Annotated in this window: 27 protein-coding genes, 1 riboswitch and 1 other annotated feature; of the genes, 4 read left to right on the top strand and 23 right to left on the bottom strand. The window is 50.0% G+C overall.

The genetic code is table 11. From position 1 onward, the window contains the following. Positions 1-14 precede the first annotated feature (14 nt). The 5 genes from EDM59_RS04355 to EDM59_RS04335 all read right to left on the bottom strand — a co-directional run bounded on the left by EDM59_RS04355 (position 15) and on the right by EDM59_RS04335 (position 6,196). Positions 15-1,511 carry a long-chain-fatty-acid--CoA ligase gene (locus EDM59_RS04355; protein WP_122922473.1) on the bottom strand — a complete coding sequence of 499 codons (1,497 nt, stop codon included), beginning with the start codon at positions 1,509-1,511 and terminating at the stop codon, positions 15-17. A gap of 55 nt (positions 1,512-1,566) precedes the next feature. Further along, positions 1,567-2,829, bottom strand: a complete 1,263-nt coding sequence (locus tag EDM59_RS04350) for an MFS transporter (protein WP_122922472.1) — start codon at positions 2,827-2,829, stop codon at positions 1,567-1,569. Then, positions 2,822-4,159 (bottom strand): CapA family protein, encoded by a 1,338-nt coding sequence (locus EDM59_RS04345; RefSeq protein WP_122922471.1) that lies wholly within the window; start codon positions 4,157-4,159, stop codon positions 2,822-2,824. Before EDM59_RS04345 ends, EDM59_RS04350 begins: the two co-directional genes overlap by 8 nt. Before the next feature lie 18 nt (positions 4,160-4,177). Beyond that, entirely contained in the window at positions 4,178-5,059 is an 882-nt protein-coding gene (locus tag EDM59_RS04340) for a MurR/RpiR family transcriptional regulator (RefSeq protein WP_122922470.1), read from the bottom strand. 360 nt (positions 5,060-5,419) lie between these two features. Then, positions 5,420-6,196 carry a hypothetical protein gene (locus EDM59_RS04335; protein ID WP_122922469.1) on the bottom strand — a complete coding sequence of 259 codons (777 nt, stop codon included), beginning with the start codon at positions 6,194-6,196 and terminating at the stop codon, positions 5,420-5,422. A 127-nt stretch (positions 6,197-6,323) separates the two neighbouring features. On the opposite strand from EDM59_RS04335, the gene EDM59_RS04330 reads away from it, so the two are divergent. Further along, the gene (locus EDM59_RS04330; RefSeq protein WP_122922468.1) at positions 6,324-7,577 is read left to right on the top strand and encodes a stalk domain-containing protein; all 1,254 of its coding nucleotides are present in this window, start codon (positions 6,324-6,326) and stop codon (positions 7,575-7,577) included. A gap of 60 nt (positions 7,578-7,637) precedes the next feature. Here the strand turns inward: EDM59_RS04330 and trpS are convergent, their stop codons facing one another. The 9 genes from trpS to tlp all read right to left on the bottom strand — a co-directional run bounded on the left by trpS (position 7,638) and on the right by tlp (position 16,452). Next, entirely contained in the window at positions 7,638-8,624 is a 987-nt protein-coding gene (gene trpS / locus EDM59_RS04325; RefSeq protein ID WP_122922467.1) for a tryptophan--tRNA ligase, read from the bottom strand. A 104-nt stretch (positions 8,625-8,728) separates the two neighbouring features. Continuing rightward, positions 8,729-8,986 (bottom strand) — a binding site (T-box leader). 61 nt (positions 8,987-9,047) lie between these two features. After that, entirely contained in the window at positions 9,048-10,004 is a 957-nt protein-coding gene (gene nrdF / locus EDM59_RS04320) for a class 1b ribonucleoside-diphosphate reductase subunit beta (protein ID WP_092266896.1), read from the bottom strand. Positions 10,005-10,035: 31 nt separating this feature from the next. Continuing rightward, a complete protein-coding gene (locus EDM59_RS04315; protein ID WP_122922466.1) occupies positions 10,036-11,061 on the bottom strand; it encodes a serine hydrolase domain-containing protein in 1,026 nt (341 codons plus the stop codon). 17 nt (positions 11,062-11,078) lie between these two features. Continuing rightward, positions 11,079-13,163 (bottom strand): class 1b ribonucleoside-diphosphate reductase subunit alpha, encoded by a 2,085-nt coding sequence (nrdE, locus tag EDM59_RS04310; protein ID WP_092266894.1) that lies wholly within the window; start codon positions 13,161-13,163, stop codon positions 11,079-11,081. After that, positions 13,150-13,509, bottom strand: a complete 360-nt coding sequence (gene nrdI / locus EDM59_RS04305; RefSeq protein ID WP_092266893.1) for a class Ib ribonucleoside-diphosphate reductase assembly flavoprotein NrdI — start codon at positions 13,507-13,509, stop codon at positions 13,150-13,152. The genes nrdE and nrdI overlap by 14 nt, the downstream gene beginning before the upstream one ends. A 164-nt stretch (positions 13,510-13,673) precedes the next feature. Further along, positions 13,674-13,872, bottom strand: a riboswitch (cobalamin riboswitch). Positions 13,873-14,092: 220 nt separating this feature from the next. Next, entirely contained in the window at positions 14,093-14,605 is a 513-nt protein-coding gene (locus EDM59_RS04300) for an ACT domain-containing protein (protein WP_092266985.1), read from the bottom strand. Positions 14,606-14,640: 35 nt separating this feature from the next. Further along, entirely contained in the window at positions 14,641-14,970 is a 330-nt protein-coding gene (locus tag EDM59_RS04295; protein ID WP_092266892.1) for a hypothetical protein, read from the bottom strand. A gap of 28 nt (positions 14,971-14,998) precedes the next feature. Then, positions 14,999-16,105: a tRNA 2-thiouridine(34) synthase MnmA gene (gene mnmA / locus EDM59_RS04290; protein WP_122922465.1), complete on the bottom strand. Its 1,107-nt coding sequence runs from the start codon at positions 16,103-16,105 to the stop codon at positions 14,999-15,001. Between the two features lie 128 nt (positions 16,106-16,233). After that, positions 16,234-16,452 carry a small acid-soluble spore protein Tlp gene (gene tlp, locus EDM59_RS04285; RefSeq protein WP_122922464.1) on the bottom strand — a complete coding sequence of 73 codons (219 nt, stop codon included), beginning with the start codon at positions 16,450-16,452 and terminating at the stop codon, positions 16,234-16,236. Positions 16,453-16,639: 187 nt separating this feature from the next. Between tlp and EDM59_RS04280 the strand changes: the two genes are divergently transcribed. Further along, complete coding sequence (locus tag EDM59_RS04280) at positions 16,640-16,855, top strand: hypothetical protein (protein ID WP_092266889.1); 216 nt, start codon at positions 16,640-16,642, stop codon at positions 16,853-16,855. A 9-nt stretch (positions 16,856-16,864) separates the two neighbouring features. Here the strand turns inward: EDM59_RS04280 and EDM59_RS04275 are convergent, their stop codons facing one another. Further along, positions 16,865-17,209: a DUF952 domain-containing protein gene (locus EDM59_RS04275; RefSeq protein ID WP_092266888.1), complete on the bottom strand. Its 345-nt coding sequence runs from the start codon at positions 17,207-17,209 to the stop codon at positions 16,865-16,867. A 33-nt stretch (positions 17,210-17,242) separates the two neighbouring features. Then, the gene (locus tag EDM59_RS04270; protein WP_122922463.1) at positions 17,243-17,485 is read right to left on the bottom strand and encodes a hypothetical protein; all 243 of its coding nucleotides are present in this window, start codon (positions 17,483-17,485) and stop codon (positions 17,243-17,245) included. 171 nt (positions 17,486-17,656) lie between these two features. On the opposite strand from EDM59_RS04270, the gene EDM59_RS04265 reads away from it, so the two are divergent. Further along, a complete protein-coding gene (locus EDM59_RS04265) occupies positions 17,657-18,661 on the top strand; it encodes a glycerophosphodiester phosphodiesterase family protein (protein WP_122922462.1) in 1,005 nt (334 codons plus the stop codon). Positions 18,662-18,742: 81 nt separating this feature from the next. After that, positions 18,743-18,940: a hypothetical protein gene (locus EDM59_RS04260; RefSeq protein WP_122922461.1), complete on the top strand. Its 198-nt coding sequence runs from the start codon at positions 18,743-18,745 to the stop codon at positions 18,938-18,940. 159 nt (positions 18,941-19,099) lie between these two features. On the opposite strand, the gene EDM59_RS04255 is transcribed toward EDM59_RS04260, so the two are convergent. The 7 genes from EDM59_RS04255 to EDM59_RS04225 all read right to left on the bottom strand — a co-directional run bounded on the left by EDM59_RS04255 (position 19,100) and on the right by EDM59_RS04225 (position 26,013). Further along, the gene (locus tag EDM59_RS04255) at positions 19,100-20,347 is read right to left on the bottom strand and encodes an MFS transporter (RefSeq protein WP_122922460.1); all 1,248 of its coding nucleotides are present in this window, start codon (positions 20,345-20,347) and stop codon (positions 19,100-19,102) included. Between the two features lie 222 nt (positions 20,348-20,569). Continuing rightward, the gene (locus EDM59_RS04250; RefSeq protein WP_122922459.1) at positions 20,570-21,586 is read right to left on the bottom strand and encodes a LacI family DNA-binding transcriptional regulator; all 1,017 of its coding nucleotides are present in this window, start codon (positions 21,584-21,586) and stop codon (positions 20,570-20,572) included. A 177-nt stretch (positions 21,587-21,763) separates the two neighbouring features. Further along, entirely contained in the window at positions 21,764-22,405 is a 642-nt protein-coding gene (gene hxlA / locus EDM59_RS04245) for a 3-hexulose-6-phosphate synthase (protein ID WP_122922458.1), read from the bottom strand. 30 nt (positions 22,406-22,435) lie between these two features. Next, positions 22,436-23,272: an SDR family oxidoreductase gene (locus EDM59_RS04240; RefSeq protein WP_122922457.1), complete on the bottom strand. Its 837-nt coding sequence runs from the start codon at positions 23,270-23,272 to the stop codon at positions 22,436-22,438. Next, positions 23,269-24,345 carry a mannonate dehydratase gene (gene uxuA, locus EDM59_RS04235; RefSeq protein WP_122922456.1) on the bottom strand — a complete coding sequence of 359 codons (1,077 nt, stop codon included), beginning with the start codon at positions 24,343-24,345 and terminating at the stop codon, positions 23,269-23,271. Before uxuA ends, EDM59_RS04240 begins: the two co-directional genes overlap by 4 nt. A gap of 12 nt (positions 24,346-24,357) precedes the next feature. Further along, positions 24,358-24,981 carry a bifunctional 2-keto-4-hydroxyglutarate aldolase/2-keto-3-deoxy-6-phosphogluconate aldolase gene (locus EDM59_RS04230; protein ID WP_122922455.1) on the bottom strand — a complete coding sequence of 208 codons (624 nt, stop codon included), beginning with the start codon at positions 24,979-24,981 and terminating at the stop codon, positions 24,358-24,360. A 12-nt stretch (positions 24,982-24,993) separates the two neighbouring features. Next, positions 24,994-26,013, bottom strand: coding sequence for a zinc-binding alcohol dehydrogenase family protein (locus EDM59_RS04225; protein WP_122922454.1), 1,020 nt, complete (start codon positions 26,011-26,013; stop codon positions 24,994-24,996). Positions 26,014-26,015 lie beyond the last annotated feature (2 nt).

Here is a 26,015-nt window from a genome sequence, read left to right as displayed (position 1 = left end):
GTTTGTTTGGTTGTTTAGCTTCGCAAGGAACGACGCAGGATTTTGCCCGTACTGTTTTTCGGAAGCTCCGCTACGAATTCAACCTGACGTGGAATCTTGTACTTTGCCAGCTTATCGTGGCAGAACGACAAGATATCCTCCTGAGATACCGCGATCTCTTTCAAGGCGACAAAGGCTTTGACCGCTTCTCCATGTACCTCATCAGGAACACCGATGACGGCCGCTTCGATGATCGCCGGATGCTGATAGAGCACTTCTTCCACCTCGCGCGGGTAAACGTTGTACCCATCTACGAGGATCATATCCTTTTTCCTGTCGACGATGTAGACGTAGCCTTCCTCGTCCATGCGCGCCAGGTCTCCTGTGTACAACCAGCCATCCTTGAGAGCTGCCTTCGTTTCTTCCGGGAGTCCGAGATACCCGAGCATGACGTTCGGACCATGGACGATCAACTCTCCTACTTCCCCACGCGGAACTTCATTTCCTTCTGGGTCCACCACCTTGTTGGTTACACCTGGAAGATCAATGCCGACAGATCCCGGCTTGCGTGTGCCGCGAATCGGATTGAATACAGTCGCAGGAGCCGCCTCAGACAGTCCGTAGCCTTCCATGATTTTTACGCCGAATTTTTCCTCGAACTTGTGCAGCAGCTCGACTGGCATCGAAGCCCCACCGGAGCAGCATACGCGGATGGTAGAAAAGTCCGCCCGCGTAGCGGAAGGAAGCTGCAGCATGTAATTGTACATGGTAGGAACTCCGGCAAAGCAAGACGCTTTTTGATCGCGAATGACATTGACCACCTCTACTGGATGGAAGCGCTGGACGATCAAAATGGTAGAACCGGAGCGAATCGGGCCGTTCAGACATACCGTCATGCAGAAGACGTGGAACATCGGTAAAACGGCTACAACGCGATCATCCGGCTCAAGCTCAAACAAGATGCCCATCGCTTCTGCATTCGAATCCATATTGCGATGGGAGAGCATGGCCCCTTTGGGTTGCCCGGTTGTTCCCGATGTATATAAGATAACAGCCAGACTATCCTCGTGTCGTTCTGGCTCTTCGTATTCGGTCGCTTTCTCACTGATCAGCTGCCCGATCGTAAGTTCTTCCCCCACTGGCTCTGTATAGATGACCAGCTGCAGCTCAGGAAGCTCTTCTTTTAACGAATTTATGGTCGGGGCCAGCGCCGGCAGAGCCACCACTGCTTTGGTATGACTATTGGACAAAATATAACTGATCTCTCTAGGAGTATAGATAGGATTCATGGGGACGACAGCTGCCCCGACTCGGAGAATGGCATAGTAAGCGCTCACAAATTCGGGGCGGTTATCTAACAGGAGAGCCACTGCATCCCCACTGCCGATCCCTCTTTTCGCCAGGGCCGCTGCCAAAAACTCTACCTGCTGGTCCAGCTCCGCATATGTAGTGCTCTCTCCTTGATAAACATACACGGGACGATCTGGAAAGTTGTGGGCACTGCGCTTCAAATTCTCGTTCAAATCATACATCTCATATCTACCTCCTTTTAAAAATTTTAACATTCCGAATAATCGGGCGAAAGTATTAGTTTTCGATTCTGTTCGAGATGGGAGAGGTTATTTCTATTTTCCCTTCATTCCGTTTGGCAAATAGCAGAAAAAGGACTCCGAAAACTACAAAGATCAAGGCATTCAGGCTCATCGCATGACCAAAACCGATAGCTACATCCCCCGCTGCCTGCACGATGGATCCCGTGACGAGCGGAGAAATGATCCCTGCTAACGTAACCAGGCTGGACATCACCCCGACAAGCAGACCTGTTCTAGCGGGCATCAGGCTGCTGACGATGACGGATGAAGCCGTTCCTACGGAAAAAGCAAAACCTTTTCCTAAGCAAAGTGCGATCAGGACAAGTGCAGTCGATTGTACCCAAGTGACCGAGTAAAAGAACAGTCCACCGAGAATGATGGATACGCCGCCTACCCATACGTAGGATTTGCGATAAGAGCGATGCTTTTTGTACAACCGGTCCCCAATCGAAGAAATGAGAATGGTCATGAGTCCCGCTACCAGCCCTGTCCCTGCAATCGAGTAGGCCATTTGCTGGTTCGTGAGATGGATGGCTTTCACCAGATAGACAGGCTCCCATACGGCTGCAAAGGTGGTGCCCCAGATTTGTCCGAAGTAAATCAAAAAGCAAAAAATGTAGGTGGAGGAGAGCATGACCTTGGATATTTCCGACCACTTCGCTTTTGGTGCTTCTACGCTGGCTGGCTGAGAGGCGGCCACCGCAATCGCTGGCTTTTCTTTCCCCACCCAGATCCAGACCAGAAACCAGATGAGGCTGAGCGCCCCCATGAATGCCCAGGCAAAGCGCCAACCGTTCTGATCGATCATGGCAACCAGTAATGGCGCGGACGCAACCGCCCCCACAAAAGCGCCAAAATTGACAGTGGAATAAACGAGGCCGCGTTTTTCTTCAGGAAACCATTTGTTTAGATGACTGACAACTGTTGCCCAAAACGGACCTTCCCCTATGCCGAGCAGGACACGCGCCAGGACGAGCATCGGCAAGCTGGCGATCGCATAAGCGCCAAACTGTACCACCGTCCAGGAAATCGCCATGATCGCCAGCATCTTTTTCGTTCCGATCCGATCCGAGAGAGCCGCACCCAGGATCCCTGCGATAGAAAAAAACCAGAAAAAGCTGCTTCCTACCAGCCCCCACTCCTTCTGTGAAAGTCCAAATTCATCCATGATCGGTACCGCTGAATACCCTGCAATCGTCTTGTCTGCGTAGTTGATCATGTACAAAACAAACAGCAATACCATTGTCAACCTAGCCATTTTGCCCATCACTCCATTTCGCACTGCCCGATTCTTTTTTGATTCGTATTCTTCCCATGCTTCCTTCCACGTCGATTTTTGTTCCGTACGGCTCACTCAAAGCCTGCAGACGCTCAACAATGGCAGAAGATGTACTTTGCCTCGGCCACCCCATGCGATGAATCGGCAAATCATAGCCCAATTCGATCGGGTGCAGCTCGATTTCCAGCAGCTCACCATCCTGCATTTTCCAGATCGGGACGACAGCTTCCCACACTTCCCGATGAACGCACAGCCCCCTTGTGTAGTTCGCACTCATCGCCTCTAAGGCATCCGCTACGTTGTGGTCGTGAGTAAGTCCGTACTGTTCATAGAAATCCGCGGGCTGACTGGTAACCACCTCCGTCTGGAAAATAAAATCGCCCAGGCTGTAGAAAATGGGGCGGTTTTTGTAAATTTCGATCCCTCTTAGCAGATGCGGGCCATGGCCAACAACAGCGTGTGCCCCTGCATCGATGCAGGCACGGGCAAAAGTCTCCAAAAACTCTGCCGGTGCTTCCTTCTGTTCCCCTTTCATTTCGTGGGCATGGATGCTGATCAGGACGTAATCCGCCCTGCGCTTCGCCTCCTCAATCGTTTTGATGATTCTCTGCATATCGCGTGGGTGCGGCTCTGTTTTGGTTCCTTCCTGCTCGCCCATCTTGAAAAGCGAGTTCCCAAACAGAAAAACATCCTGTCCCGGTGAATTCATGAAGCCTTCCTCGATCAATACTTTGCTGAAGGCATTTATGTCCACAGAATCCGCGATTGCCTTTAATTGCTCCAGCTTTTCTTTTGAGAGATAGTGCGTCATGATGTAGCGCATCGGATTGATTCCCGGTCTGCCGATACTGTCTCTTCGCTGTTCACCTGCCGCCCACCAAGGATGGAAGGTGGAGGTAGCTGCAATCAATGCGACGCGGGCAGAATCGCATTCCAAATACCTTGGTGCACCCGCTTCTGCCAAATTCTTACCTGCGCCCGCATGAACGAAACCGTATTCATTTAGATGCTGTTCGGTCGCCTCCAGTCCCCCGTACAAATAATCGAGAGTATGGTTGTTCGCCCAGCCGATCATGTTGAAGCCATACTCTTTCATGGCTTGCAGGACAGCCGGAGGAGACATTGCCCACGTTCCCCCGCTCTGCGCGCTCGGGTATCCTTTGCTGTCATGTACCGTCGTTTCTAGGTTGGCTAGACGAACATCTGCCCGGTGAAGCAAAGCAGCTACCTCTTCGAAAGCCTCGTCCTTATGAAGTAGGCGTGTAATAAAGCTGTCGCCTGTTGCTGCAAACGTGACTGGTTTGGTCATCGTTCTCATCCCTTCCTCTCAAATCGTAAATTCATCCTCATCGCCAATGAACGAGTAAAGCTGTGAGCTGATTTCGTCATAGTGCTGCAGCCGTTTCTGGACATTCTTTGCGTCGTAGACCATCACTCCTTTGATCAACACGTTTAACAAGGAAAACAAAACAGGCATGCCACTGGTTGCTGCTGGCTTGGGAGTCGTAACCTTCAAAAGCAGATCCGCCATCTGGCTTATCGGTGACAGCTCCCCTTCCGTGATCGCGAGTACCTTGGCTCCCAATGCTTTGGCAGATTGGACGAGCGCCACCGTTTCAGCGGGGTGCCTGGGAAAGGAAAGCGCAATCACGAGCCATTCCTGGTCTCGTTCTGTGAGAAAGTAGTCCGCGTTATCCACCGCGCCCGTATACAAATGGGTGTTTCCCTTGATGGCATTGAGGGTCGAGAAGAGCCATTTGGCAGGAATATGGCACCAGCGAAAGCCTACAACGACAATTCGATTTGCCGAGATAATCTGACGTGCGGCTTGGTCAAGCAGGTCGTAATCTAGCTGCTGCAGACCTTGCTGCAAATAAGCGATGTCCGTTTCCATGACCTGCTGGGCATAATTGTCCTTCGTCCGTATTTCTTCTGAGTCGCGGTACTTTTGAATAGGACCTTTGCGCGGATCCGCAATCAGCAGCGCCTTTTTAATCTCATCCTGCAATTGGGTATAGCCTGTGTAGCCCAAGGCGTAGCAAAAGCGAATGACCGTCGCTTCGCTCATGTTTGTCAGATCGGCAATTTTTTTGGCGGTATGGATTGCGATCAGGTTGGGCTTTTCGATGACGAATTTGGAAATGATTTTTTGACTGGCTGTGAGATTTCCATACTGCTTTCGAATCCGTTCTTTTACATGCTCATCCATCTGCGGCACTCCTTTTGAAGACTGATCGGAAGTTAATTTTGTGAATATTATATCTTCTGCAAGAATTCACTACAATACTTCCGCAAAAATGTAGTTTACACTTCATTTTGAGGCAAATATACCGCTGTACCGTTGTCGCCGCGCATTTCACGATGGAACAAAAAAACGCCTCCCCACATGGACAGATGCCGTTGGGAAAGCGATATTCATTCGAAAGATAGGGAGCCAGGCTGCGCTGATTTTTATGGAATCCTCATAGACTGGCACTGTTTCATAAGCGAAGGCAACAGATAGATTCTCTGACAGACTTCATGAGAAAAAAGGCTTAGTTGCTGCCGTCTCTTTCTACCTTCCTCACGCCTAATAATGCTCCAGATCAGCTGACAATACATACCCGTCAATCGGAGAAATGTAATACGTTTCGCCATCGCAATCGAACTGATAAAAAACTGCAAACTCCCCATGCGCGTCTTCCAATGTCTGATTGCCTGCGAACTTGACTGATTGGATCGGCTTTTCCGCATACGGGTAGTTTTTCAGGTAGGTTTCTGCTTCCTGGATCGTCAACTGAAATCCCCCCTTTGGCGTCTCCTCCCTCCGCTTTTCATCCAACAGCCAGGCCCCTCCGCTTTTTAGCAGCGTGCTGATCTCATAGTACCCGCTGTTTAATTCATTGGCGAACCACATCGTCTTCACCACGATGCGATCCTCCGTTTGGTCGAGGATGGTTGTGCGCGCTCTTAGCGTCCCGGGTTCGTAGTGAAAGAGAAACAATCGCGTCATGCCAATCCCGCCATCGTAGTATTGCTCCAGTTCTTCCTGGTCGATAAAGCGGTCTGTCATGTAGCGTTGTAGATCATCCCGGAACTCCTCGAAGGGCAAATTCTGATTCAACGCCTCTTCTTGCTCGCGAAAATAGTAGCGAGAAATATCAACTAGGCGGTTCACGATCCACTCTTTGCTCATTTCTTCCCCTGCAAATCCTGACTGCATTCCAGCTGCAGGCTTTGGATCTTTTTGCGTCGCATCTCTATCGATTGGCAATTTCATCCCTTTCGTAGGAGCAGGTGCCTCTTCTGAGCAGCCTGCACTTACGAGAGCAAAGAGAAGAATGAAATAGGCAGCAGCATGTCTCATAATTCCTCCAACAATTCCCTGGTTTCTGTAAATTTCACATCGTTTGAATGAAACAACTCTTGCAATGATTTACGTAATCCTGTTATAAGTGGTATGTAAAACGACTCCCGAAAAGAGAGGAATTCGCATGAAAACGAGACTATGGAAGCTGCTTCTTTCCCTGTCCATTTGTACGAGTGGTATGGTCGGTCTATCTGCTGAGGCATCGGCCTCGACAGCTCCCCCTGCCACTACGATTCTATTAGATGGTTATCCACTCGCTTTTCCGACACCGCCTGTCATCGAAAAAGGGACGACAATGGTACCCTTTCGAGCCATCTCAGAAGCGATGGGCATCGATGTGCAATGGGACGCAGCGACGCAATCCATTACGGCGGTCCAAACAAGCGGGCAGGAGCAGAAAACGGTCAAAATGACTTTGAATAACCCGCAGATCTCGGTCAATGACCAGTCATTTACTCTCGCAGTAGCTCCTTATCAAACAAAAGGCAGTACCCTCATCCCGCTGCGGTTTTTCAGTGAGCAGTTCGGAGCACAAGTGAGCTGGAATGATTCGACGAAGACAGTGTCCATTACTTCACCAGCACGCGACCTCTACAGTCTGGCATTTTATGCGATTTCTTCCTTTGCGCAAAAGGACTTGATTTCCCATTTTGACTCGGTTGCATTTGGGTGGAGCCGGATAGACAAAGACGGCAGCCTGACTCTTGTAGGCAACGATTTTTACTGGCCAAAGGCAGCAGGCACAACCACGCCGGAAATGATTATCGATGAAGCGAAATCTGGCGGAACCACACCCTATCTCATGGTCTTTGCAGGGGATGCCAACAACGAATTGACTACCTTGCTCTCGGACAGCAGCTTGCGGGATCAGGCCATCGCCAACATCCTCACTATTGTACAGGAAAAAGGACTCGAAGGGATTGTCCTTGATTTTGAAGGTCTGGGAATGAATGGACAGGGAGCAGAAATCAAGCAGGACTACAACGAGTTCGTCCAGCTCCTTTCTGCACAAACGAAAAATCTTGGAGTCAAACTGACACTGGTGCTCCATCCGCTCAACGGAGCTTATCAGGGCTATGACTATGCCACCCTCGGCAGTCTGGCTGATGATCTCGTCATCATGGCTTACGCGTATGAAAACGAAAAAGGTCCCGAGCCGATGAACCGGGTCGATCAAGCCATTAAGCTGGCTCTCGCCCAAGTACCGAAGGAAAAGCTGATCCTGGGCATCTCTATGGGCAGCGAAAACGAGCAGTCTGTCAATCAAAAGATCGGCCTTGCCAAGCGCTACAGCCTGAAGGGCTTTGCCTTGTGGAGGCTAGGCTTGATCAGTCAGCCTGCGATGGCGAATATGCAGGAAGCTGTTCATCTTCAGTAATGCACGTGTAAAAGAAAAGCCGATTCCCCTGACACCAATAGGGGTATCGGCTTTCGTTTTTTAAAAATAGTTCATACTCATTGCCTCACGAATCTCTTGCATGGTCTCTTTGGCTACCTGCCGGGCTTTTGCCGTACCAGACATCAGCATTTCATCGACCTTTTTCGGATCGTTTTTGTACAAGCTTCTGCGTTCTCTCATGGGTTCGAGTAAATCATTGATGCTTTGCGAAATGCTTCGTTTGCATTCCACACATCCGATTTGACCCTTCTTACAGCTTTCATAAATCTCATCGGAGCCCTCTTTACGAAATACTTGATGATAAGCGTAGACGGGACAAATTTCTGGATGACCGATATCCGTTTTATGAATGCGTGCAGGATCCGTCGTCGCTTTTTTGATCTTCTCACGCACCTCTTCCGGAGTGGAATCCAAATAGATGGCATTTCCAAGGCTTTTGCTCATTTTGTGATTGCCATCCAATCCGACAAGTCGTGGAACATCCCCTACAAGCGGTTTGGGCTCCACTAACACAGGCTTATACAATTGGTTAAATCGCCGAACAATTTTCCGTGTTTGTTCGATATGAGGCACCTGATCTTCTCCTACGGGAACTAACGTCGCCTTGCAGAAGGTGATATCTGCCGCCTGGCTGACGGGGTATCCGAGGAAACCGTAATACATCTCTTGATAGCCGCGCTCCGTGGCTTCCGCTTTGATGGTAGGATTATGACGCAAGGAATTAACGGTCACAAACATGGAAAAGTAAATGGTTAACTCCGCAATCTCCGGGATCAAGGACTGAATAAAAATCGTGGCTTGATCAGGGTCGATGCCTGCTGACAAATAGTCCAAGGCCACCTGCCGCAAGTTTTCTTGAATCAAGTCTGGTTGTTCAAAATGAGTCGTTAGGGCCTGGACGTCCGCAAGCAGCAAGTACGTTTCGTATTGGGTTTGCAGCTCGACTCGGTTCTTCAAGCTGCCAACGTAATGCCCAAAGTTAAGCTTTCCCGTAATCCGATCCCCTGTTAAAATCCGCTCTTTCATATCTGATCCTCCTCAGCATTTTGCTTGTGTCATGTAAACAAGAGATCCACCAGCCATCATCCATGGACATCACCCCTTTCACGGAAAATAAAAAACCTCGCCCAGTAAAGGACGAGGTTATCGTGGTACCACCTTTTTAATCGCCAAAAGCGATTCACTCGAAAGTACGGTAAGATGTCAGAAGTCAACCTTACGATACTCCTCTCTTGATAACGGGGAGAGAATCCCGGCAACGCCTACTTAAATTTCAGCGGAGCGATTCAGAAGCCCATTCGGTATCAGGTGAGGATCGGTTCGCAGCAACCACCGACTCTCTGTGCCTCATTCTCTGATACGTACTTGCTCTTCCTCAACATCGTTTATCCGTTCCTATATGGTTGTGTAGACATAATAAACGAAAATCTTCCGTATATCAAATGGATTTTAAAAATCAAACCGAAAATCGTCATCTGTCAATGGCTCAACGTGGAGACTGCGAACGTAGCCATTCCCCTTCTTGGAAAAGAAATCATGCTGCTTGGTATGGGTGCTGATCCCGTTTAACACGATTGGATTGACATCCTCTTCCGGGAAGAACGGATCGAGTCCGAGGTTCATCAACGCTTTATTGGCGTTGTATCGTACGTAGGCATGGACATCCTGTGCCAGACCGATTGATGAATACAGCTGCGTCGTATAGGCCTCTTCATTTTGATGCAGCTCAGCCAGCAGCTGATACAGCTCTTCTTTGCATGCCTTCTGCTCGTTGACAGTCAAACGCTGGTAAACCTCCTGCGCCAGTACACCCACGTACAATCCGTGAATGCTCTCATCCCGCACGATCAGGTCGATGATTTCTCCGCTGCTCGTCATCTTGCCTTGCCCTGCGAGGTAGAGGGGATAAAAGAAGCCGCTGTAGAACAGGTAGCTTTCCAAAAAGACGGAAGCAACCATAGCCATGTACAAATCCTTTTGCGTATGGATTTCCTGATAGCGGCTGGAGATCATTTCGGCCTTTTTTTGCAGATATGGGTTTTGCTCGACCCAGCTGAAAATCTCGTCGATCTCCTCGGTCGCGGCCAGTGTCGTAAAGATGCTGCTGTACGACTTGGCATGGATTTGCTCCATCATTCCCATGAAGGCGAGCACGGCTTTGCGCTGCAGTCCGTCCACATGCTCCATGATTTTCGGCATCCCGACTCCTCCCTGGACGGTATCCAGCAGAGTCAATCCTCCGAGTACTTTTTTATAGGTGTCACGCTCCGTATCCGATAGCTCCATCCAAGCCATTTTATCGTCGGATAGCGGAATCTCATCATCGGTCCAGAACTGCATGATGTTTTGGTTCCAAAACGTCATGGTGAAATCATCGTCGGGCCTGTTCCAATTGACAGCTTTCATGTAGGCTTTCCTCTTCTCTATTTCGTTCTTCCTAGCTCTCTAGCAGACACCGCATGGCGCAATCCCCGAACCCTCTGACATCCCCCAAATAGTCGTAGCCAGGAGGGGATCCGAAGCTGTTAAACATCCGCACAGCTACGAATTCGTGCTCAGGAATGACCAGCAGCGTAACGCCTGTATAGCCTAGTATTTGATAAGACCCCCTCGGTACTCGCTCCCCGATCTCGGTCTTATCCGCAGGCAGGTCCTTCACAAACCATAAAAAGCCGTTCTGTGGCAAGTCCTTGTCCTGCAGCGGAGGGCTTTGCACCGTTGTCGCCAGATCGATTACTTCCCGGGGGACGAGCTGTTTGCCGTCCACAAAGCCTTTTTTCAGGTGAAAATAGCCCCAGTATGCCAGCTCACGTGCGGATACGTAGAGATTCATCTTGTCACCCTCGGTGCTTGTGCTCGTGTACCAGCTGGTGTCATCTGGCTTGCGGATGACCTCAACCATTTTCGGGTCCATCTGGGCGCGCCAGCCTGTCTCCATAAATCCGAGCGGCTGGAAGACTTGCTCCTGAACGATTTGGGCGATCGTTTTGCCTGTCGTTCTTTTAACGATCTGCGCCAGCATATCAATGCCGACTCCTCGATACGCCCAACTGCTTCCAGCAGGAAATTCTCGTACGATCTCCCCCGTATAGGTTCCGTGCAAGCCGTGTGTATGCGTCAGCAGATGGCGAATGGTGGTCCCTGTCATCCGCTCCTCGTCCAAATGCGGCAAGTATTTCATCACCTGATCGTCGATGGAAGCGATGGCTCCACAGGTCACAGCATAAGCAGCTGCATAGCCAATATAGCTCTTCCTCACAGAAGCTGCGTGGAACTGGGTATCTGCTTGAACCGTTCGTGCTGACTGCTCCAGGGACTGCTTGCCCCAGTATGTTTCCATCACGATCTCATCACGGTGAATAACCATCAGAGCCGCACCTGAGCCTATTACATGCTCAAATGTACGCTCCACATGCGATACAAGCGGATTGAACTGCTTCGTCAGCGTTTGCCTCAGATCCACGGTCTCGGCCTCCTAGTTTACACTGCGCAGCTAATGCACTCTTCCACTGTCAAATGCTTGGTCCGTGTATAGTAGAGCGACTTCAGACCTTTCTTCGCAGCGTAAATGTAGTAGCGTGCCAGCTCTCGCGTAGATACATTGCTGTTGACGTGCAAAACAGTGGAAATCCCTTGGTCTACATGCTCTTGGATCTCCGCGATCAGGTCAATTACCTTGAATTGATCGATGACATACGCTGATTTATAGAAAAAGTAATTCTCCTGTGACAGGTACGGCATCGGATAGTATGTAGTCGAGTTTGCGTATGTTCTCGTTTCGATGTGCTCCACGATCGGCATGACACTCGATGTCGCATTCTGAATGTACGAGATGCTTTGAGTAGGTGCAATCGCCAGTCGGTAAGCGTGATACAAGCCATAGGTCTGGACCTTTTCTTTCAGCTGTGCCCAATCCTCAGTTGTCGGGATGTACATGTCAGCGAACAGCTGCTTGACCTTTTCCGTCCGAGGGCGATAATCCGTCTCTTCATATTTCGAGAAGTACGTCCCTTTGGCATATTCAGACTGCTCAAAACCGAGGAAGGTCGTTTTTCGCTCTTTAGCAATCTCCATGCTCATTTCAAGGGAGTAAAAGTTCATCATCATGAAAAACGTGCGGGCAAAATCTTTCGCTTCCTCGCTCTCGTACGCGATCTTGTTTTTTGCCAGATACCCGTGCAAATTCATGGCACCCAAACCGACAGAGTGCAGCTCCCGATTTGCTTTTTGGACACCTGGTGCGTTCTCGACAGCAGTCATGTCACTTACTGATGTGATGGCTTCAATGCCCTCATGGACCGACTCGCGAATCTTCTTTTGCTCCATTACATTCACGATGTTCAGGGATGCCAGATTGCAGCTGATGTCCCGACGGATGATGTCCATTTCACCGTAGTTGTTGATGGTCGAGGTATCCTGGAGCTGGAAGATTTCCGTGCACAGGTTGGACATTTTGACCGAGCCTATGTCTTTCAGCGCGTGATTTTTGTTGGCGTTGGTCTTGTTCATGATGTACGGATAGCCGGACTCCAGCTGAATCATAGCGATCTTGGTAAGCATGTCCCGTGCACTCATGATCGTCTTTTTCTTGATGTTGTCATTTGCGAGCAGCTCTTCGTACATTTCGTCCATGTTCATGTCGTCCAGATGCTGGCCGTATTCTTTATACACCGAGTACGGGGCGAAAATGGTCAACGGCTTGTTCTCTTCTGCCAGCTTGTAGAACATGTTTGGAACAATCAGCCCGATCGAGAGCGTTTTGATCCGTGATTTTTCATCCGCATTGATCTTTTTGCAATCGAGAAACTCGTTGATATCCCAGCCGAAGATGTTGTAATAAGCAGCTCCTGAGCCTTTGCGCTGACCCATCTGGTCCGCGTAGGAGAAGGCGTCCTCCAAAAGCTTCAGTACCGGCATAATTCCTTTGGCAGCACCTTCTACTCCTTTAATCGGTTCGCCGCGGCCGCGCAGCTTGGACAGGTTGACGGCCACTCCACCGCCGATTTTGGACAGCTGCATACATGTGCCCAATATGTAGTTGATCGAATTGAGGGAATCGTCCATTTCGAGCAAAAAGCAAGATACCATTTCGCCACGACGACTTTTTCCTGCATTCAGAAACGTTGGCGTCGCAGGCTGCAAGCGTTGGTCCATCATCGAGACCGTCAGACGCTTGGCACGATCAAAGTCTCCTTGCGCCAGCGAGAGTGCGACAATCGCTACGCGGTCCGGATACTGTTCCAAATACATCGATTTATCGTCTGTTTTCAGGGCATAGTCTTTGTAAAACTTCGAGACAGCCATGTAAGAGGCGAATTGAAAAGACGCGTCCTTTGCCAAACGGAATACTTCTTCGACCTGCTCTTCCGTGTAACGTTCATAGACGTTTTCGTAGTAATCGTTTTGGATCAGATAATCCATCCGTTCCCCTACACTGTTAAAGGTCAATGTTTTGGCTTGTACTTCCTCAAGAAAGACTTCGACGGCTTCCCGATCTTTTTCCAGCTGATAAAAGCCATCCTCGCCCCGTTGCATCAGTTCGTTGTTCAGTTCAATATGCCGCAATGCTGGCCACCCCGTTCGTAAAATGTTCGACATCCCTGCCGGTACCGGATAATTCAAATTTGGAAATCACAGGAACACCGTATTGATGGGAAATGGTATCGGCGCTCTTCGCAAAGCTCGCGCCCCAATTGCGATTGCCGCTCGCCGATACGCCTTTCATGTAACGATGGTTCCTGCTGAGGAACGATGCCACCTTTTCAGGGACTTGTCCGAAGCCAGTCGTATACGTGACTAGAACAAACGGTTCCTCGATCACCATCTCAGAGTCAATCTCTATACTTGGCAAAGCCAGCTTTCCTACAAATCTACGAACGTTTCCCGTTTTGGAATCGTACGCGATGAGCATACGCCCTCATCCTTTCCTCTATGTAGCGCGATCCTATCTACCTGTCAGGAAAATAAAAACGCATTCGACGGGTAGAGATAGTCGAATGCGCAATCATCCACTGATAATCGACTCGTCAAAACGAATCGAGCGCTCGAACACTTCCCCTATCTCCCGTAGGTTTACACGTGTTTAACGGGTAGGCAGGTCTCCTGGCTATAGGATCATCGCTTCATTTCGCCTTCCCAATCACGTCGACCAGTGGCGTAGCCTATACAAATGAGCTCTCCTCTTACAGTGGCGGGACCGCGTCGGATTCTCACCGACTTCCCTATTAAGTCTGCCGATATTTCGTAGCAAGACACCTATCCGCATCAATATGTAGTTGGTAAAACTTACTTTACATCAATATATCGTGTCAGTCAAGAGAGAGGAGCGAGTTTTCCCCCTGCGAGAAGCAAAAGGTTCACAAAAGCTTGATAGATCTACTATTTGTCAGATCTTGTAGAATCAGGAAAAAAGAGAACCGCCCGCAAGCATGCGGACGGTACGCATTTCTATCATCATTTCTGCCTCGCTTGGAAAGAAACGGAACACCGCGAGCCTATTGCAAAGAGACCACCTTTGTAATTTGCGGCAGCTCCTCGATCGCGCGAACGACCGCTGGTGTGATTTCTTCATCTGTCACGGATACGAGCAACGCATTTTTTCCTTTTTGCTCCCGTGAGACGTTCAGCTTGGAAATATTGATTTCGTGTTCGGCTAATTTCCGAGAGACATCGTAAATAACTCCCGGGTAATCAACGTGGTGGACCAGCAAGCCATGGGAACCTGCCGGGATACGGCATGCACAGTAGTTAATCTCACTGATGTACACTTCTCGCCAATCTTGGGCGAACGTGTACTTGTTCCCGCCGGCACGCAGAATCGCCAAATGGTTGGCATATTCACCAGAGCTGTGCTGGACAGGCAAGGAAACGCCAAAACCATCCAGCAGCTGCTTTGCGATTTCGTCTTTGTTTTCATGCGCTAAAATGCTCAAAGAGCCTCCTGCCAGATTTGGTTCAATCCGCTGCAGAAGTCGAGCGAGCTCACGAAGCCCAGCAAATTCGGTCATGATCAACCCTACTCTCCCAAAAATGGTTCACGCGCTCAAGGAAGAATCCATTCTTCCGGTTCTTTCAAAATGGAGGAATGATTTTCAGAACGGTACCAGGCCGTGTACGGCTTCCCATCTTTCGTATAATCAATCTTGTAGATGGTATTCCCTTTTCCGCCTCGTTCAAAAGGGCTCTCATCAGCAGGAACAGCGGTCACACCATGCGCTACAACGACCCCGCCTTTTTCAGCAATGACCTTCTTGATGGTCGCCATATGCTCGTTTCCTGTTGATGCCATGCCCCAATATGCCAGGAATCCTAGCAGAAGTGCTCCTGCTACAAAGGATACAATAATGACTTTCGACTTTTTCGTTGGATCCACCGCGTTACCCCCGTCTGTCTCGGTTCTTCTATTTATCCATCAAGGTGACTTTATCAATCGTACCGCCACCCAAGCAGTATTCTCCGTCGTAAAAGACGACAGCCTGTCCTGGAGTGACTGCCTTTTGCGGTTTGTCAAATACGACCTCCACTGTGCTGCCTTCCCGAATATGAACGGTGACCCCTTGATCAGGCTGGCGGTAGCGGAATTTTGCCGTACATGTAAATGTCGAAGCAGGCTTCTTGTCACTGACCCAGCTTACGTCTGTCGCGATCAGGCTGGTCGAGTACAAGCGCGGATGATCAGAGCCTTCTCCTACGATCAACGCATTTCGTGCCAGATCTTTATCTACCACGAACCATGGTTGACCGCTCGTTCCATGACCACCGCCGATGCCTAGTCCCTGACGCTGGCCGAGTGTGTAATACATCAATCCGTCGTGATGACCAATTACAGTCCCATCCACCGTCTCGATGTTACCTGGCTTGGCTGGCAGATAGTTCTGCAAAAACTCGCGGAAATTCCGTTCTCCGATAAAGCAGATTCCCGTGCTGTCCTTTTTCTTGGCCGTCGCAAGTCCCGCTTGCTCCGCGATTTCACGGACCTGCGCTTTCGGCAGATGCCCGATCGGGAACATCGTTTTGGACAATTGCTCTTGGCCGAGCACGTTCAGGAAATAGGTCTGATCCTTGTTGGAATCAACACCGCGGATGAGCTTGAATTCCCCATCTACTTCCTTTACTTGCGCATAGTGACCCGTCGCGATGTAATCCGCCCCCAGATCCATGACTTTGGCTAAAAGCTCGCCAAACTTGATTTCCCGGTTGCACATGACATCCGGGTTTGGTGTGCGCCCACGTTTATATTCATCCAAAAAATACTGGAATACTTTATCCATGTATTCTTTTTCAAAATTGACAGTGTAGTATGGAATACCGATTTGTTCACAGACGCGACGAACGTCCTGGAAGTCGTCTTCCGCCGTGCAATGGCCGAATTCATCGGTATCATCCCAGTTTTTCATGAAGATGCCGATGACGTCATATCCCTGTTGTTTGAGCAGGTGAGCCGTCACGGAGGAGTCGACCCCGCCGGACATGCCGACAACGACGCGTGTGTCTTCTGGTCGTTTCATAGTCTTTCTCCTCTATTCTCAATTTGTTCCTCTAACAGATTACCACGTTTCGCAAAACAAATCATGTATTGTTACACTTCGTAGAAAAAACGCCTGTCGCACGGGAGGCAACAGGCGCATTTACATCTTTAGCTTTGGGATATCTCGTCTTTGATCTCAGCACGATAACCTTCGATACTTTCTGCCCGACGCTCGTTTTTCGCTTCAATGTTTGCTTTTTCCTCTGCCGAGATTTCCCCTGCATTCTCAGCTACATAGTCTTGTGACTCACGAATACGTTCCTCCGTGTTTTGCAGCATCTCCTGCAGCTTTTCTGCGTTGTCTGAACGATCATCTGGTTTTGCCATGAATAAGCTCTCCTTTGCAGCGTGGTATCTTGGTGATTGCACCTATCCCATTGTGCGCCATTTCTGGAGTAATTATGCTTCTATGCCTGTGTGGCAATCGCACCTCTGTCTCTCGTTTTTCCTACCTTGCGAAGAAGTCCGTGCTATAATGCGAGTAACAGATTACATGGCAAAGAGGTTTTTACATATGGCATCACTGGATCTGCTTGAACGCATGCTGCTCAAAATCATCTCGGAGACTGAAACCGTCAGGCTAAAGCGCCAGCGGATTCATGCCCACAAGCAAACCGATACAGAAGAGGAGCAGCGGCTGCGAATCGGACTGCTCCTGCGCAGGCTAGACAAGCTCCCCGAGGAAAAACGCCGGGAGGTACTTGACCTGTTACAATGGTTTAACTGGTAGGGCAGCGAATCAACGGACGCTTGCACCAAGCGCCCAGTGACCGTTCGTCCGCACCATGCTTTTCACGTCTACGATCGCGTCTTGGTTTAACGGTCCGTAAATATGGGGGTACAATAGACCATCCTTAGCCTGCTCATATTTTACTGGCGAGGAGGACTTGGCTTCATCGACGACGAGCACCAGCAGCTCTCCTTCATAGGTCGCATAGACGCGGTCAGCTACCTTTGCGAGCAGATCGTCCCCTTTTGTAGCATGGATAAAGCCTTCCTGTTCATAGTCGCGCGGAAGGTAATGATCCCGTCCCTCCCACTGTTCCCAATAGCTTTTCGGTACCAGGCAATAAATCATCGTCATGTCTGTATCTTCTCCGTTTCCTTTTTGTCTCTATTAGCGGCGCAGATGCTTGTCAATATGACGAATCGCCTTGTCGTAAAACATGGTATCGATTCGCCCCTGATCCCGCCTCCATTGGATGAAGTTTCTCAAGGAATGCAAATCCACCCAGGCGTCCTTTGACTGTGGATTGTTTTCCGGGACATCTCCGGTGATTTCCCCATCATGAACCAGCTTGGCCATCTCATTTGGATGGTATCCGATTTGATATGCTATATGATGCAATGCGATTTTCATGGAACCTCCTGACTGCTAGCATGGTTTCTCTTATTGTGCCAGTCTTTTTTCCTTATGCCAAGACTTCCTCATGGAAATCTGCAAGTTTACCAGACCATGGTCATTTTTCATGCACCGCCTGATTTGCTACAATGGGTGAACCTTATCCAACATTCGGGAGGTTTCCAACAAATGAGCAAAAGACATGACAAACGCCAGCCCCGAAAGCCCTTCTGGAAGCGTCCTGCTCTCTGGATCCTCTTGATCCTGATCGCTTTCGTTTATGTGAACAATAGCTCGCTTTTTGCAAAGCCATCTGCACGCGAGCCTTTTCTTCTCGCCCACCGCGGCATGGCGCAGACCTTCCACATGGAGGGCATCACGAACGATACCTGTACCGCTGAAAGGATCTATCCTCCTGAGCATCCTTATCTGGAGAATACCATCGCCTCCATGCAAGCCGCCTTTGATCATGGGGCAGATGTAGTAGAATTGGACGTACAGCCGACCAAGGATGGGCAATTTGCCGTCTTTCACGACTGGACGCTGGGTTGCCGTACAAATGGCGAAGGAGTTACCCGCGACTTCTCGCTGGCCGACCTGCAAAAGCTGGATATCGGGTACAACTATACGGCGGATAATGGAGCTAGCTTTCCTTTTCGCGGCAAGGGAATCGGCTTGATGCCATCACTCGATGATGTCTTTGCCAATTTTCCCACACAATATCTGTTGATTCACGTCAAAAGTAACGATCCGGATGAAGGTGTCATGCTGGCAACGTATCTCTCTCAGCTACCTGAGGAACGCAGGGAAAAACTCACCGTCTACGGAGGTGACGAGCCAATCGCCACGATGCACCAGCAGCTCCCAGACATGCGCGTCATGTCGATGGCGACTTTAAAAAGCTGCCTGCTCCCTTATATTGCCGTAGGCTGGTCGGGATATGTACCTGCTGCCTGCGGTCAGACGCAGCTGCACATTCCAGACAAAATTGCCCCTTGGCTCTGGGGGTGGCCAACCCGTTTTATGGAAAGAATGGACAAGCAAGATACGCGAGTCATTCTCGTAGCGGGTAGCGGCGATGCATCCAGCGGCTTTGATACGCTTGATGACCTCGAGCGGATTCCAGAAGGTTTCTCTGGGGGGATCTGGACAAATCGCATCGATCGGATTTTTGCCGCCTATACAAAAAAATGAAGCATCGCGTCGCAAAAAAATGAAACGATTGCCTAAGATATTCGTATATCCTAATATCGACACCACAAGGAGTGATGGGAAATGCTGAAAAAACTGTTGAAAAGCTTGATGGGGAATCACTCATCCTCTCACAGTTATCGCAAATATAGCAGCAGTGACCACAAGTATCGCAAAGGATACGGCCATCCCCCTGGACACGGCTCCGGACACGGGCATTCGTATTACGGAAGCTCTCATTACAAAAGAAAGCATTCCAGCCGCAGTTTTTTCAGCAGCTAAAACGGATGCGCCCCCTCCCCCTCTTGGCTGGCAGGAAGACTGTTCATTTCGAACAAACCTTCTGCTTGCGGCAGAGGGGTTTTTCGTCGTTTACACACAAAAAAAGCGACGCCCTCTCCCCTACTTAGACTGCGAGGGAAGCGAGCGCCGCTGATTGGATTAATACATTTGTTGAACTTTTTTGACGATCGGTTGTACAAAACGGATGACAGTCAGGGAAGCTACAACGGCTAATCCGCCCGCCAGCAAGAACGCGGAGGTAAAGGAGCCAGATGTATCTACCAAATAGCCGGTCAGAGTCGGACCGATAATCCCTGCGGTGTTCGCCAGGAAGTGCATGAATCCACCAACAGATCCCACGTTGTTTTGATCGACAACGTCCTGAACAATCGCCCAGTAGATCGCACCTGTCAGGTACAGGAAGAAAACGGACAGTGCTACCAGCGTAACCGCGCCTGCAGTCGTTGTTACGAGTCCCGCAAAGCCAATGCAAACCGCGGAGATAAACAGGCATGTTACCAGAACCACTTTTCTCGAGAAGAGCATGCCTTTGTTAACAAATTTTTTGCGAACGTAATCGGAGACAAAGCCGCCTGCTGCAAGGCCAATAAATCCTAATACCCACGGAATAACCGTAATGATACTCATATCTTTTACACTGACACCGTGCGCTTTAACCAGATAGCTAGGGAACCAGGTCAGGAAGAAGAACAAGATGTAGTTGTAAGCAAAGAACGCAAATGCTGTGAACAAGACTGTTTTTTGTTTCAGATAGAAAGTAAGCGGAATTTTTTCGGTTGTTTCTGGCTTTGTTTGTGCCTTCGTGCTTTCCTTCTGGCTATTTGCTGGTCTTTCCTTAACAGATTTCCACCAAAACGCAGCCCATACCAAGCCGATGACCATAATGAGAAGAAACGAAACTTTCCAACTGTAAGCGATTGCGATAAAACCTACGATTGGACCGGAAATCGCACCACCCAAAGGAGTACCGCTGTTTGTCAGACCGATGACAGATGCGCGTTGATCAGCCGGGAACCAGTTGTTGACCATCTTGTTGATCGTAGCAGAGAGAGGTCCTTCCCCCATCCCGAACAAAATGCGGATGACGATCAAGCTCACGAAACCGACTGCCAATGCGACGGCACCACTGAAAAGGGACCAGACGATCATCGCGACGAACAGCGTTAGCTTGGCTCCGTACTTATCGGAAGCGACACCACCCAGGAAGTTGAACACAGCGTAACCGACCGAGAAGCTGGAAAAGATGATGCCCATTTGTGTGGCCGTGAGCGTCAGATCATCTTGAATAAAAGGAGCGGCAATCGATAAAGCGGAACGGTCGAGATAGTTGATTACGCCTGCCAAAAATAACATGATAATGACGGGAAGCTTGTCCTTTGAAAACACAGAATCTCCTCCTTTTTTTCTTACCGTGATGGAATAAAACCAATAGAACGCTCCATGATGCTTCTCTGTGATCGCCTTCTGCAAACGGAGAAGGAAAACGCATACATTTTGTTTTTCAGAGAGTAAATCGGTTTAGTTTTGGAGTGAGAAAGCCCGGCTTCACCGTGAAAAATGGTGGAGCCTTCGCTTCCCCTCTCTACTGCAGAACTTTGAACCGCTTGCTTATTTCACCGCACAGGAATCTCTCAAAATGATCGCTGGCGCAAATCGCTGGATAATCGGCAGTTCCTCTGGTCTTTCTTCTTTTCGAATTTGTTGCAGCAGCCGCTCCGCTGCACTCTTCGCCATTTCCTTCGTCGGCTGTGCGATCGTGGTGATGGATGGCGTATAGAAGCTCGCGAAGGATACTTCGTCGATTCCGATGACGGCAACGTCCTTCGGGATGTGCTTGTTGTTTTCTTTCATGAATTTCAAGACCTCGACGAGCACGATGTCATTTCCCGCCAGAATGGCTTGTGGGGGTACGGTCTGCTGAAACAGGTCCGCTAACGCAAGGGAAATTTGGCCGACATCCATCGTTTTGATGTAGGCTTCGTTCACCTCCATGCCGTGTGACCGAAGTGCGTCTCGATACCCTTGAATCCGCTCGATACGCGGAGAGATGTTGCGAATAATCGATGTCGTCACGATCGCGATTCGGCTATAGCCGTTTCTCACAAACTCGTCGACAGCCAGCCGGGCAGCCAGGTGGTTATCCAGCATGACGGTATCGATGCCCAGATGCTCTATTGTCCGGTCCATGAAAACGATCGGAAACTCGTCGTCTTTCATCTGCTCATACAAGTCGAGGTTGCCGCCGGTCGGGAAAATGAGAATGCCATCCACTTGCTTGGCCCGGAGCATTTCGATGTATTTTCTTTCCTTCTCGGGCTCATCATCTGCATTACAAACGATGATCTGAAAATCGTGCTCGTGAAAGAAATCTTCAATCGCGCGGATGATGTAGGTTGAAAATGTATGCAAGATGTTCGCGACCACAACGCCGACGGTAAAGGTCGATTTCTGCTTCAAACTTCGGGCGACGCTGTTGGGCTGATAATTCAGCTCTTTGATCGTCTCCTCGATTTTTTTTCGCGTTTTTTCGCTCATGTAGTCGTATCGCTTGTTGAGATACTGCGACACCGTGCTTTTCGACACATTCGCGTGTTTGGCTACATCTGCTATTGTGATATTTTTCATATTTCCATCCCATCTTTTGCTACTTACGCAATAGCTTCATTTTACTAAAACCAGCATAGCCTGGTTATGATCAAAATAAAACGTTTTAGTAAAACGATTTATTTCCTGTGTAGCAAAATTATAGCGTGGATGAAAACGCTTTACAATATTTATTGAATATTTGATCCTGAAAGGGTGCTATCCACTTTCGTTCAGCGATTGGCACTTGCTTCTGATCTGCTCCGCCGCATGTCTGGACTGCTTGCTCCCCGTAATGGCTGAACCGACGATGACGGTGTGAACCGGCTGCAGAAGGAACCGATCTATCGTCTGCTCGTTGATCCCGCCCGCCACGCTGATCTTCACATGGGCGAGAGGCTGTACAAGCTCAAACAATCGTTGATCAGCCTGATGACCAGCGGACTGGTCGTCCAATCCGACATGCAGACAAAAATGGGAGCAGCCCGCTTCCGCCAGCTGGTTTACCCTGCTCCGATCCGTTATGCCCAACAGATCTACGATCGCTTGCTTTCCCAGCCTACCTGCCACCGCATGCACGTCACGTATCGTCGAGAGCGGCGCAAAGCCCATTACGGTTACCGCATCGGCACCAGCAAGCAATGCCTGCTCCGCTTCGTACCTGCCAGCGTCGCATATTTTCATGTCTGCGACGAGGGGCAGAACCGGGAAAGCTTCTCGCACTTCTCGCACGATGGCCATCCCGTATTCTTTTATGACGCCCGTACCGATCTCGACAAGGTCAACGGCATCCTGCAGCTGTTCAATCAGGCGAAAGCATTCCGACCATTCCAGTCGATCCAATGCTACTTGCAGCTTCATATCCATCCCCCCGTCAATCCGAGAGTGAAACTATACTCCAGAGTAGGCCATAAATCCGCCGTCGACCGGAACCGTAACACCCGTCACAAAACCTGAGTAGGTGTCATCCACCAGCCAGAGCAAAGTCCCCAGCAAATCTTCCGGTTGACCAAAGCGCTTCATCGGCGTTCCCGTCAATATTTTTTGTGATCGGGCGGTATAGTTCCCCTCTTGATCCAGCAGCAAACTGCGGTTTTGCGCTGTCAGGAAAAAGCCGGGTGCGATGGCATTGACACGCAGGCCCGTTTCGGCAAAGTGTACGGCCATCCACATGGTGAAGTTGTTGATCGCCGCCTTGGCTGCACTGTAGGCAGGAACCTTTGTCATCGGTGCATAGGCACTCATCGACGAAATGTTCACAACCGTCGGTGCATCCGTCTGCAGCATCGCTGGTACGAAAACCTGACTAGCCAGGAAGGACCCCGTGAAATTGCTGTTAAACACTTGGGCAAATCCTTGTTCCTCCAAGTCAAAAAACGATTTTCCCGGGTTGTCCTCGCTGTGTACTTCTGAGTCCGTGATCGCAGAAGGATGATTGCCTCCCGCTCCGTTGATCAAAATGTTGATTTGACCAAACGCTGCGATGATTTCTTCTTTCGCCGTCTCCAATGACTCACGGCTCAGTACGTCTGTTGCAATCGAGAGAGCTTTCCCGCCGTTTTCACGAATTTCATCTGCAATTTGCTGCCCTTTTTCCGCTGTGCGATTCAAGATGGCTACCTTTACCCCATGCCTAGCCAGTTCTTTGGCCATGCGAGAGCACAAGACACCGCTGCCTCCCGTGATGACTGCTACTCGGTCTTTCAGGTTCTCATGGATCGGGATCATCTGGATTGCCCTGCCTTTGCGTTTTCGTAAGCATCCCACAGACCAAGCAGGTACATGATTCCCAAAGCACGGTCATACAGTCCGTAACCTGGTCGGCACACCTCGCCCCAAATATGGCGTCCATGATCCGGACGAACATATCCGGTGTAATTTTGCTTGCTCAGGGCTTCCACGACACCTTTGACGTTAATAGAACCGTCCTGCGTGTAATGGGATGTCTCGACGAAATCACCATTCTCGTAAATTTTCACATTTCGAATATGGGAGAATGGTGCGCGAGAAGCGTATTTTTCTGCGATTTCCACCATGTCATTCTCCGGGTTTGCCCCCATCGAGCCAGTGCACATGGTAATGCAGTTCGATGGAGAGTCGGAAATCGCGAACAATCGCTCATAGCTTGCCGCTCCCGTAATGATCCGAGGCAATCCGAAAATCGACCATGGCGGATCATCCGGATGAATCGCCATTTTCACGCCGCATTCTTCGGCAACCGGCAAAATCTCTTTCAGGAAGATACCGAGGTTTTCCCAAAGCTTTTCTTCATCTACCTCTTTATAGGCTTCAAACAACTCTGAGATACGCGCCATCTTTTCGGGCTCCCAGCCGGGAAGAGTCAAATCGGATGCTTCCGATACGGTACGGATAAGCTCTTGCGGATCCAGATGCTCGACTTTCGCCTTTTCATAAAACAGCGCAGTCGACCCGTCCTCGAGCGGATGGAACATTTCGGTCCGAGTCCAGTCGAAAATCGGCATGAAGTTGTAGCAGATGACTTTTACGCCTGCTTCTGCCAGATTGCGGATGGTTTGCTTGTAGTTTTCGATGTACGGGGTCCGCTCTTCGTTCCCCAGCTTGATCGCTTCATGGACGTTTACACTTTCCACTACTTCGGCATGGAATCCGAAAGACTGGATGTAGCTCACTTCTTCTTGGATCTCCGCTTTTTCCCACACTTCTCCCACTGGCTTTTGGTGCAGAGCCCAGACGATGCCCTTCGTTCCGGGAATTTGCCTCACCTGGTCCAACGAAACCGTGTCATTGCCTCGTCCGTACCAACGAAACGTCATTTGCATGCGATTCCCTCCTTATTCCGCGCTTTTGCGCATATAGCTTTGACTCAAGGAAACAACTGCCTCGAAGCCGCCCGTTCGATAGGCTTTGTTCAAATCGCTGCCAATCCCGACCGCGACTGCCCCTGCCTCGAGCCACTCCTTCATATTCTCCAAATGGATGCCGCCTGTTGGCATGATGCGAACGTGAGGAAGCGGACCGTTGACAGAGCGGATAAAGGAAGCGTCGAAATGGTTTGCCGGAAACAGCTTGAGTACGTCGCAGCCAGCTTCAAGTGCTTGTACCATCTCTTTGATGGTCATGCATCCTGGCAAGTACGGGACCCCGTACCGATTGCACACCGTCGCGATCTCTCTCTCAAAATGAGGACTGACAATGAATTTGGCTCCCGACAGCATCGCATGTCTCGCCGTTTCTGCATCCAAAACCGTCCCGGCCCCCAAAAGGGCGTTCGACTGCTCCAGTGCCTGAAACACAGCTGCTACGTTCGGGGTCGTATAGGTGACTTCAATTGCCTGAATCCCGCCTTCAATCGCACCTTTTGACAGCTGGATCGCTTCTTCAGCGCTCGCGCCGCGGATGACTGCTACGACTTTGGCGGATTCCAGCTTCTGCAGGACATCGTATTTCTTGTTCACAGTTCCACCTCCTTACTCAAAAACGATCAAAGCTTTGCGGACCTGATCCGGATGCTTTTCCACAAAATCAAAGGCTTCTTGCACCTTTTCCAGTGGAAATGTGTGAGTGACGAGTCCGTTGTGCTTTAGTTTTCCTTCATTTAAATAGCGAACGACTTTCGGGAACTGATTCGTCTGCAGACGAGAGCCTACGATCGTTACTTCTTTTTTGGTAATCGGCAACTGAGGAATGGCAGCAGGCCGCTCATCAAAACCTAGGACGACCACTGTTCCAGCAGGAGAAACGACGTCTACCGACAGCTCAAACGTCATGGGCAGACAGACCGCATCGATCACGACATTGACGCCTTCCCCTTGCGTCCATTCCGCCACGGCTTCACGGACATTTTCTTTTCCGGCATGGATGGTGACATCTGCGCCGTTTTCCTTTGCAAAGGCGAGCCGCTCTTCATTCAGATCGGTTATCATGACAGTGGCACCCTGCAGCTTGGCCATTTTCAGAATGCAAATGCCAATCGGGCCAGCACCTTGGATCAATACCGTGTCGCCTTGCTCCACTTGACCTCTCCATACAGCCTGAGCGCCGATCGTGTACGGCTCGGCCAGCACGACTTCTTCCCAAGGCAGGCTGGCGTCTACGACGTGCACCTGTTTCTCTGGCAGCACGAACCACTCGCGCATCCCCCCGTCCTCATGCACCCCGAATACGGACAAGGAAGCGCATACATTCGGACGGCCCTTTCTGCACGCGTAGCAAGTGCCGCAGTAGCGAATAGGCTCCACTACCACATGGTCACCTACTTTGACACTCGTCACTGCTGATCCAATCTCCACCACTTCGCCCGCCACTTCATGCCCAACGACTCTCGGCAAGGTCGCTAACGGATTGGTTCCGTGATAAATATGGACGTCAGAGCCGCAGATGCCGACTCGCTTCACTTTTACCAGCACATCTGTTGGCTGTGCGATCACAGGTTTATCTACCTCATGCAGATGAAGGTCATACGCTTTTCGAACTTGGACTGTTTTCATGC

Origin of the sequence: Brevibacillus nitrificans, assembly GCF_003710965.1 — a bacterium.
GTDB classification, from domain to species: domain Bacteria; phylum Bacillota; class Bacilli; order Brevibacillales; family Brevibacillaceae; genus Brevibacillus; species Brevibacillus centrosporus.
The sequence above is the reverse complement of the archived record's forward strand: the minus strand, read 5'-3'. Positions and strand labels throughout refer to the sequence as shown.

Excerpts from the sequence above, each read along its gene's own strand:
- EDM59_RS04355 (WP_122922473.1), bottom strand. The coding sequence starts at position 1,511 with ATGTATGATTTGAACGAGAATTTGAAGCGCAGTGCCCACAACTTTCCA.
- mnmA (WP_122922465.1), bottom strand. The coding sequence starts at position 16,105 with ATGAAACGACCAGAAGACACACGCGTCGTTGTCGGCATGTCCGGCGGG.
- EDM59_RS04335 (WP_122922469.1), bottom strand. The coding sequence starts at position 6,196 with ATGAGACATGCTGCTGCCTATTTCATTCTTCTCTTTGCTCTCGTAAGT.
- EDM59_RS04330 (WP_122922468.1), top strand. The coding sequence starts at position 6,324 with ATGAAAACGAGACTATGGAAGCTGCTTCTTTCCCTGTCCATTTGTACG.
- EDM59_RS04350 (WP_122922472.1), bottom strand. The coding sequence starts at position 2,829 with ATGGCTAGGTTGACAATGGTATTGCTGTTTGTTTTGTACATGATCAAC.
- EDM59_RS04275 (WP_092266888.1), bottom strand. The coding sequence starts at position 17,209 with ATGACGATGATTTATTGCCTGGTACCGAAAAGCTATTGGGAACAGTGG.
- uxuA (WP_122922456.1), bottom strand. The coding sequence starts at position 24,345 with ATGCAAATGACGTTTCGTTGGTACGGACGAGGCAATGACACGGTTTCG.
- EDM59_RS04270 (WP_122922463.1), bottom strand. The coding sequence starts at position 17,485 with ATGAAAATCGCATTGCATCATATAGCATATCAAATCGGATACCATCCA.
- EDM59_RS04250 (WP_122922459.1), bottom strand. The coding sequence starts at position 21,586 with ATGAAAAATATCACAATAGCAGATGTAGCCAAACACGCGAATGTGTCG.
- EDM59_RS04300 (WP_092266985.1), bottom strand. The coding sequence starts at position 14,605 with ATGACCGAATTTGCTGGGCTTCGTGAGCTCGCTCGACTTCTGCAGCGG.
- EDM59_RS04265 (WP_122922462.1), top strand. The coding sequence starts at position 17,657 with ATGAGCAAAAGACATGACAAACGCCAGCCCCGAAAGCCCTTCTGGAAG.
- EDM59_RS04340 (WP_122922470.1), bottom strand. The coding sequence starts at position 5,059 with ATGGATGAGCATGTAAAAGAACGGATTCGAAAGCAGTATGGAAATCTC.
- nrdI (WP_092266893.1), bottom strand. The coding sequence starts at position 13,509 with ATGCTCATCGCGTACGATTCCAAAACGGGAAACGTTCGTAGATTTGTA.
- EDM59_RS04260 (WP_122922461.1), top strand. The coding sequence starts at position 18,743 with ATGCTGAAAAAACTGTTGAAAAGCTTGATGGGGAATCACTCATCCTCT.
- EDM59_RS04280 (WP_092266889.1), top strand. The coding sequence starts at position 16,640 with ATGGCATCACTGGATCTGCTTGAACGCATGCTGCTCAAAATCATCTCG.
- hxlA (WP_122922458.1), bottom strand. The coding sequence starts at position 22,405 with ATGAAGCTGCAAGTAGCATTGGATCGACTGGAATGGTCGGAATGCTTT.
- EDM59_RS04225 (WP_122922454.1), bottom strand. The coding sequence starts at position 26,013 with ATGAAAACAGTCCAAGTTCGAAAAGCGTATGACCTTCATCTGCATGAG.
- EDM59_RS04345 (WP_122922471.1), bottom strand. The coding sequence starts at position 4,159 with ATGACCAAACCAGTCACGTTTGCAGCAACAGGCGACAGCTTTATTACA.
- nrdF (WP_092266896.1), bottom strand. The coding sequence starts at position 10,004 with ATGAAAGCTGTCAATTGGAACAGGCCCGACGATGATTTCACCATGACG.
- trpS (WP_122922467.1), bottom strand. The coding sequence starts at position 8,624 with ATGAAAGAGCGGATTTTAACAGGGGATCGGATTACGGGAAAGCTTAAC.
- EDM59_RS04240 (WP_122922457.1), bottom strand. The coding sequence starts at position 23,272 with ATGATCCCGATCCATGAGAACCTGAAAGACCGAGTAGCAGTCATCACG.
- tlp (WP_122922464.1), bottom strand. The coding sequence starts at position 16,452 with ATGGCAAAACCAGATGATCGTTCAGACAACGCAGAAAAGCTGCAGGAG.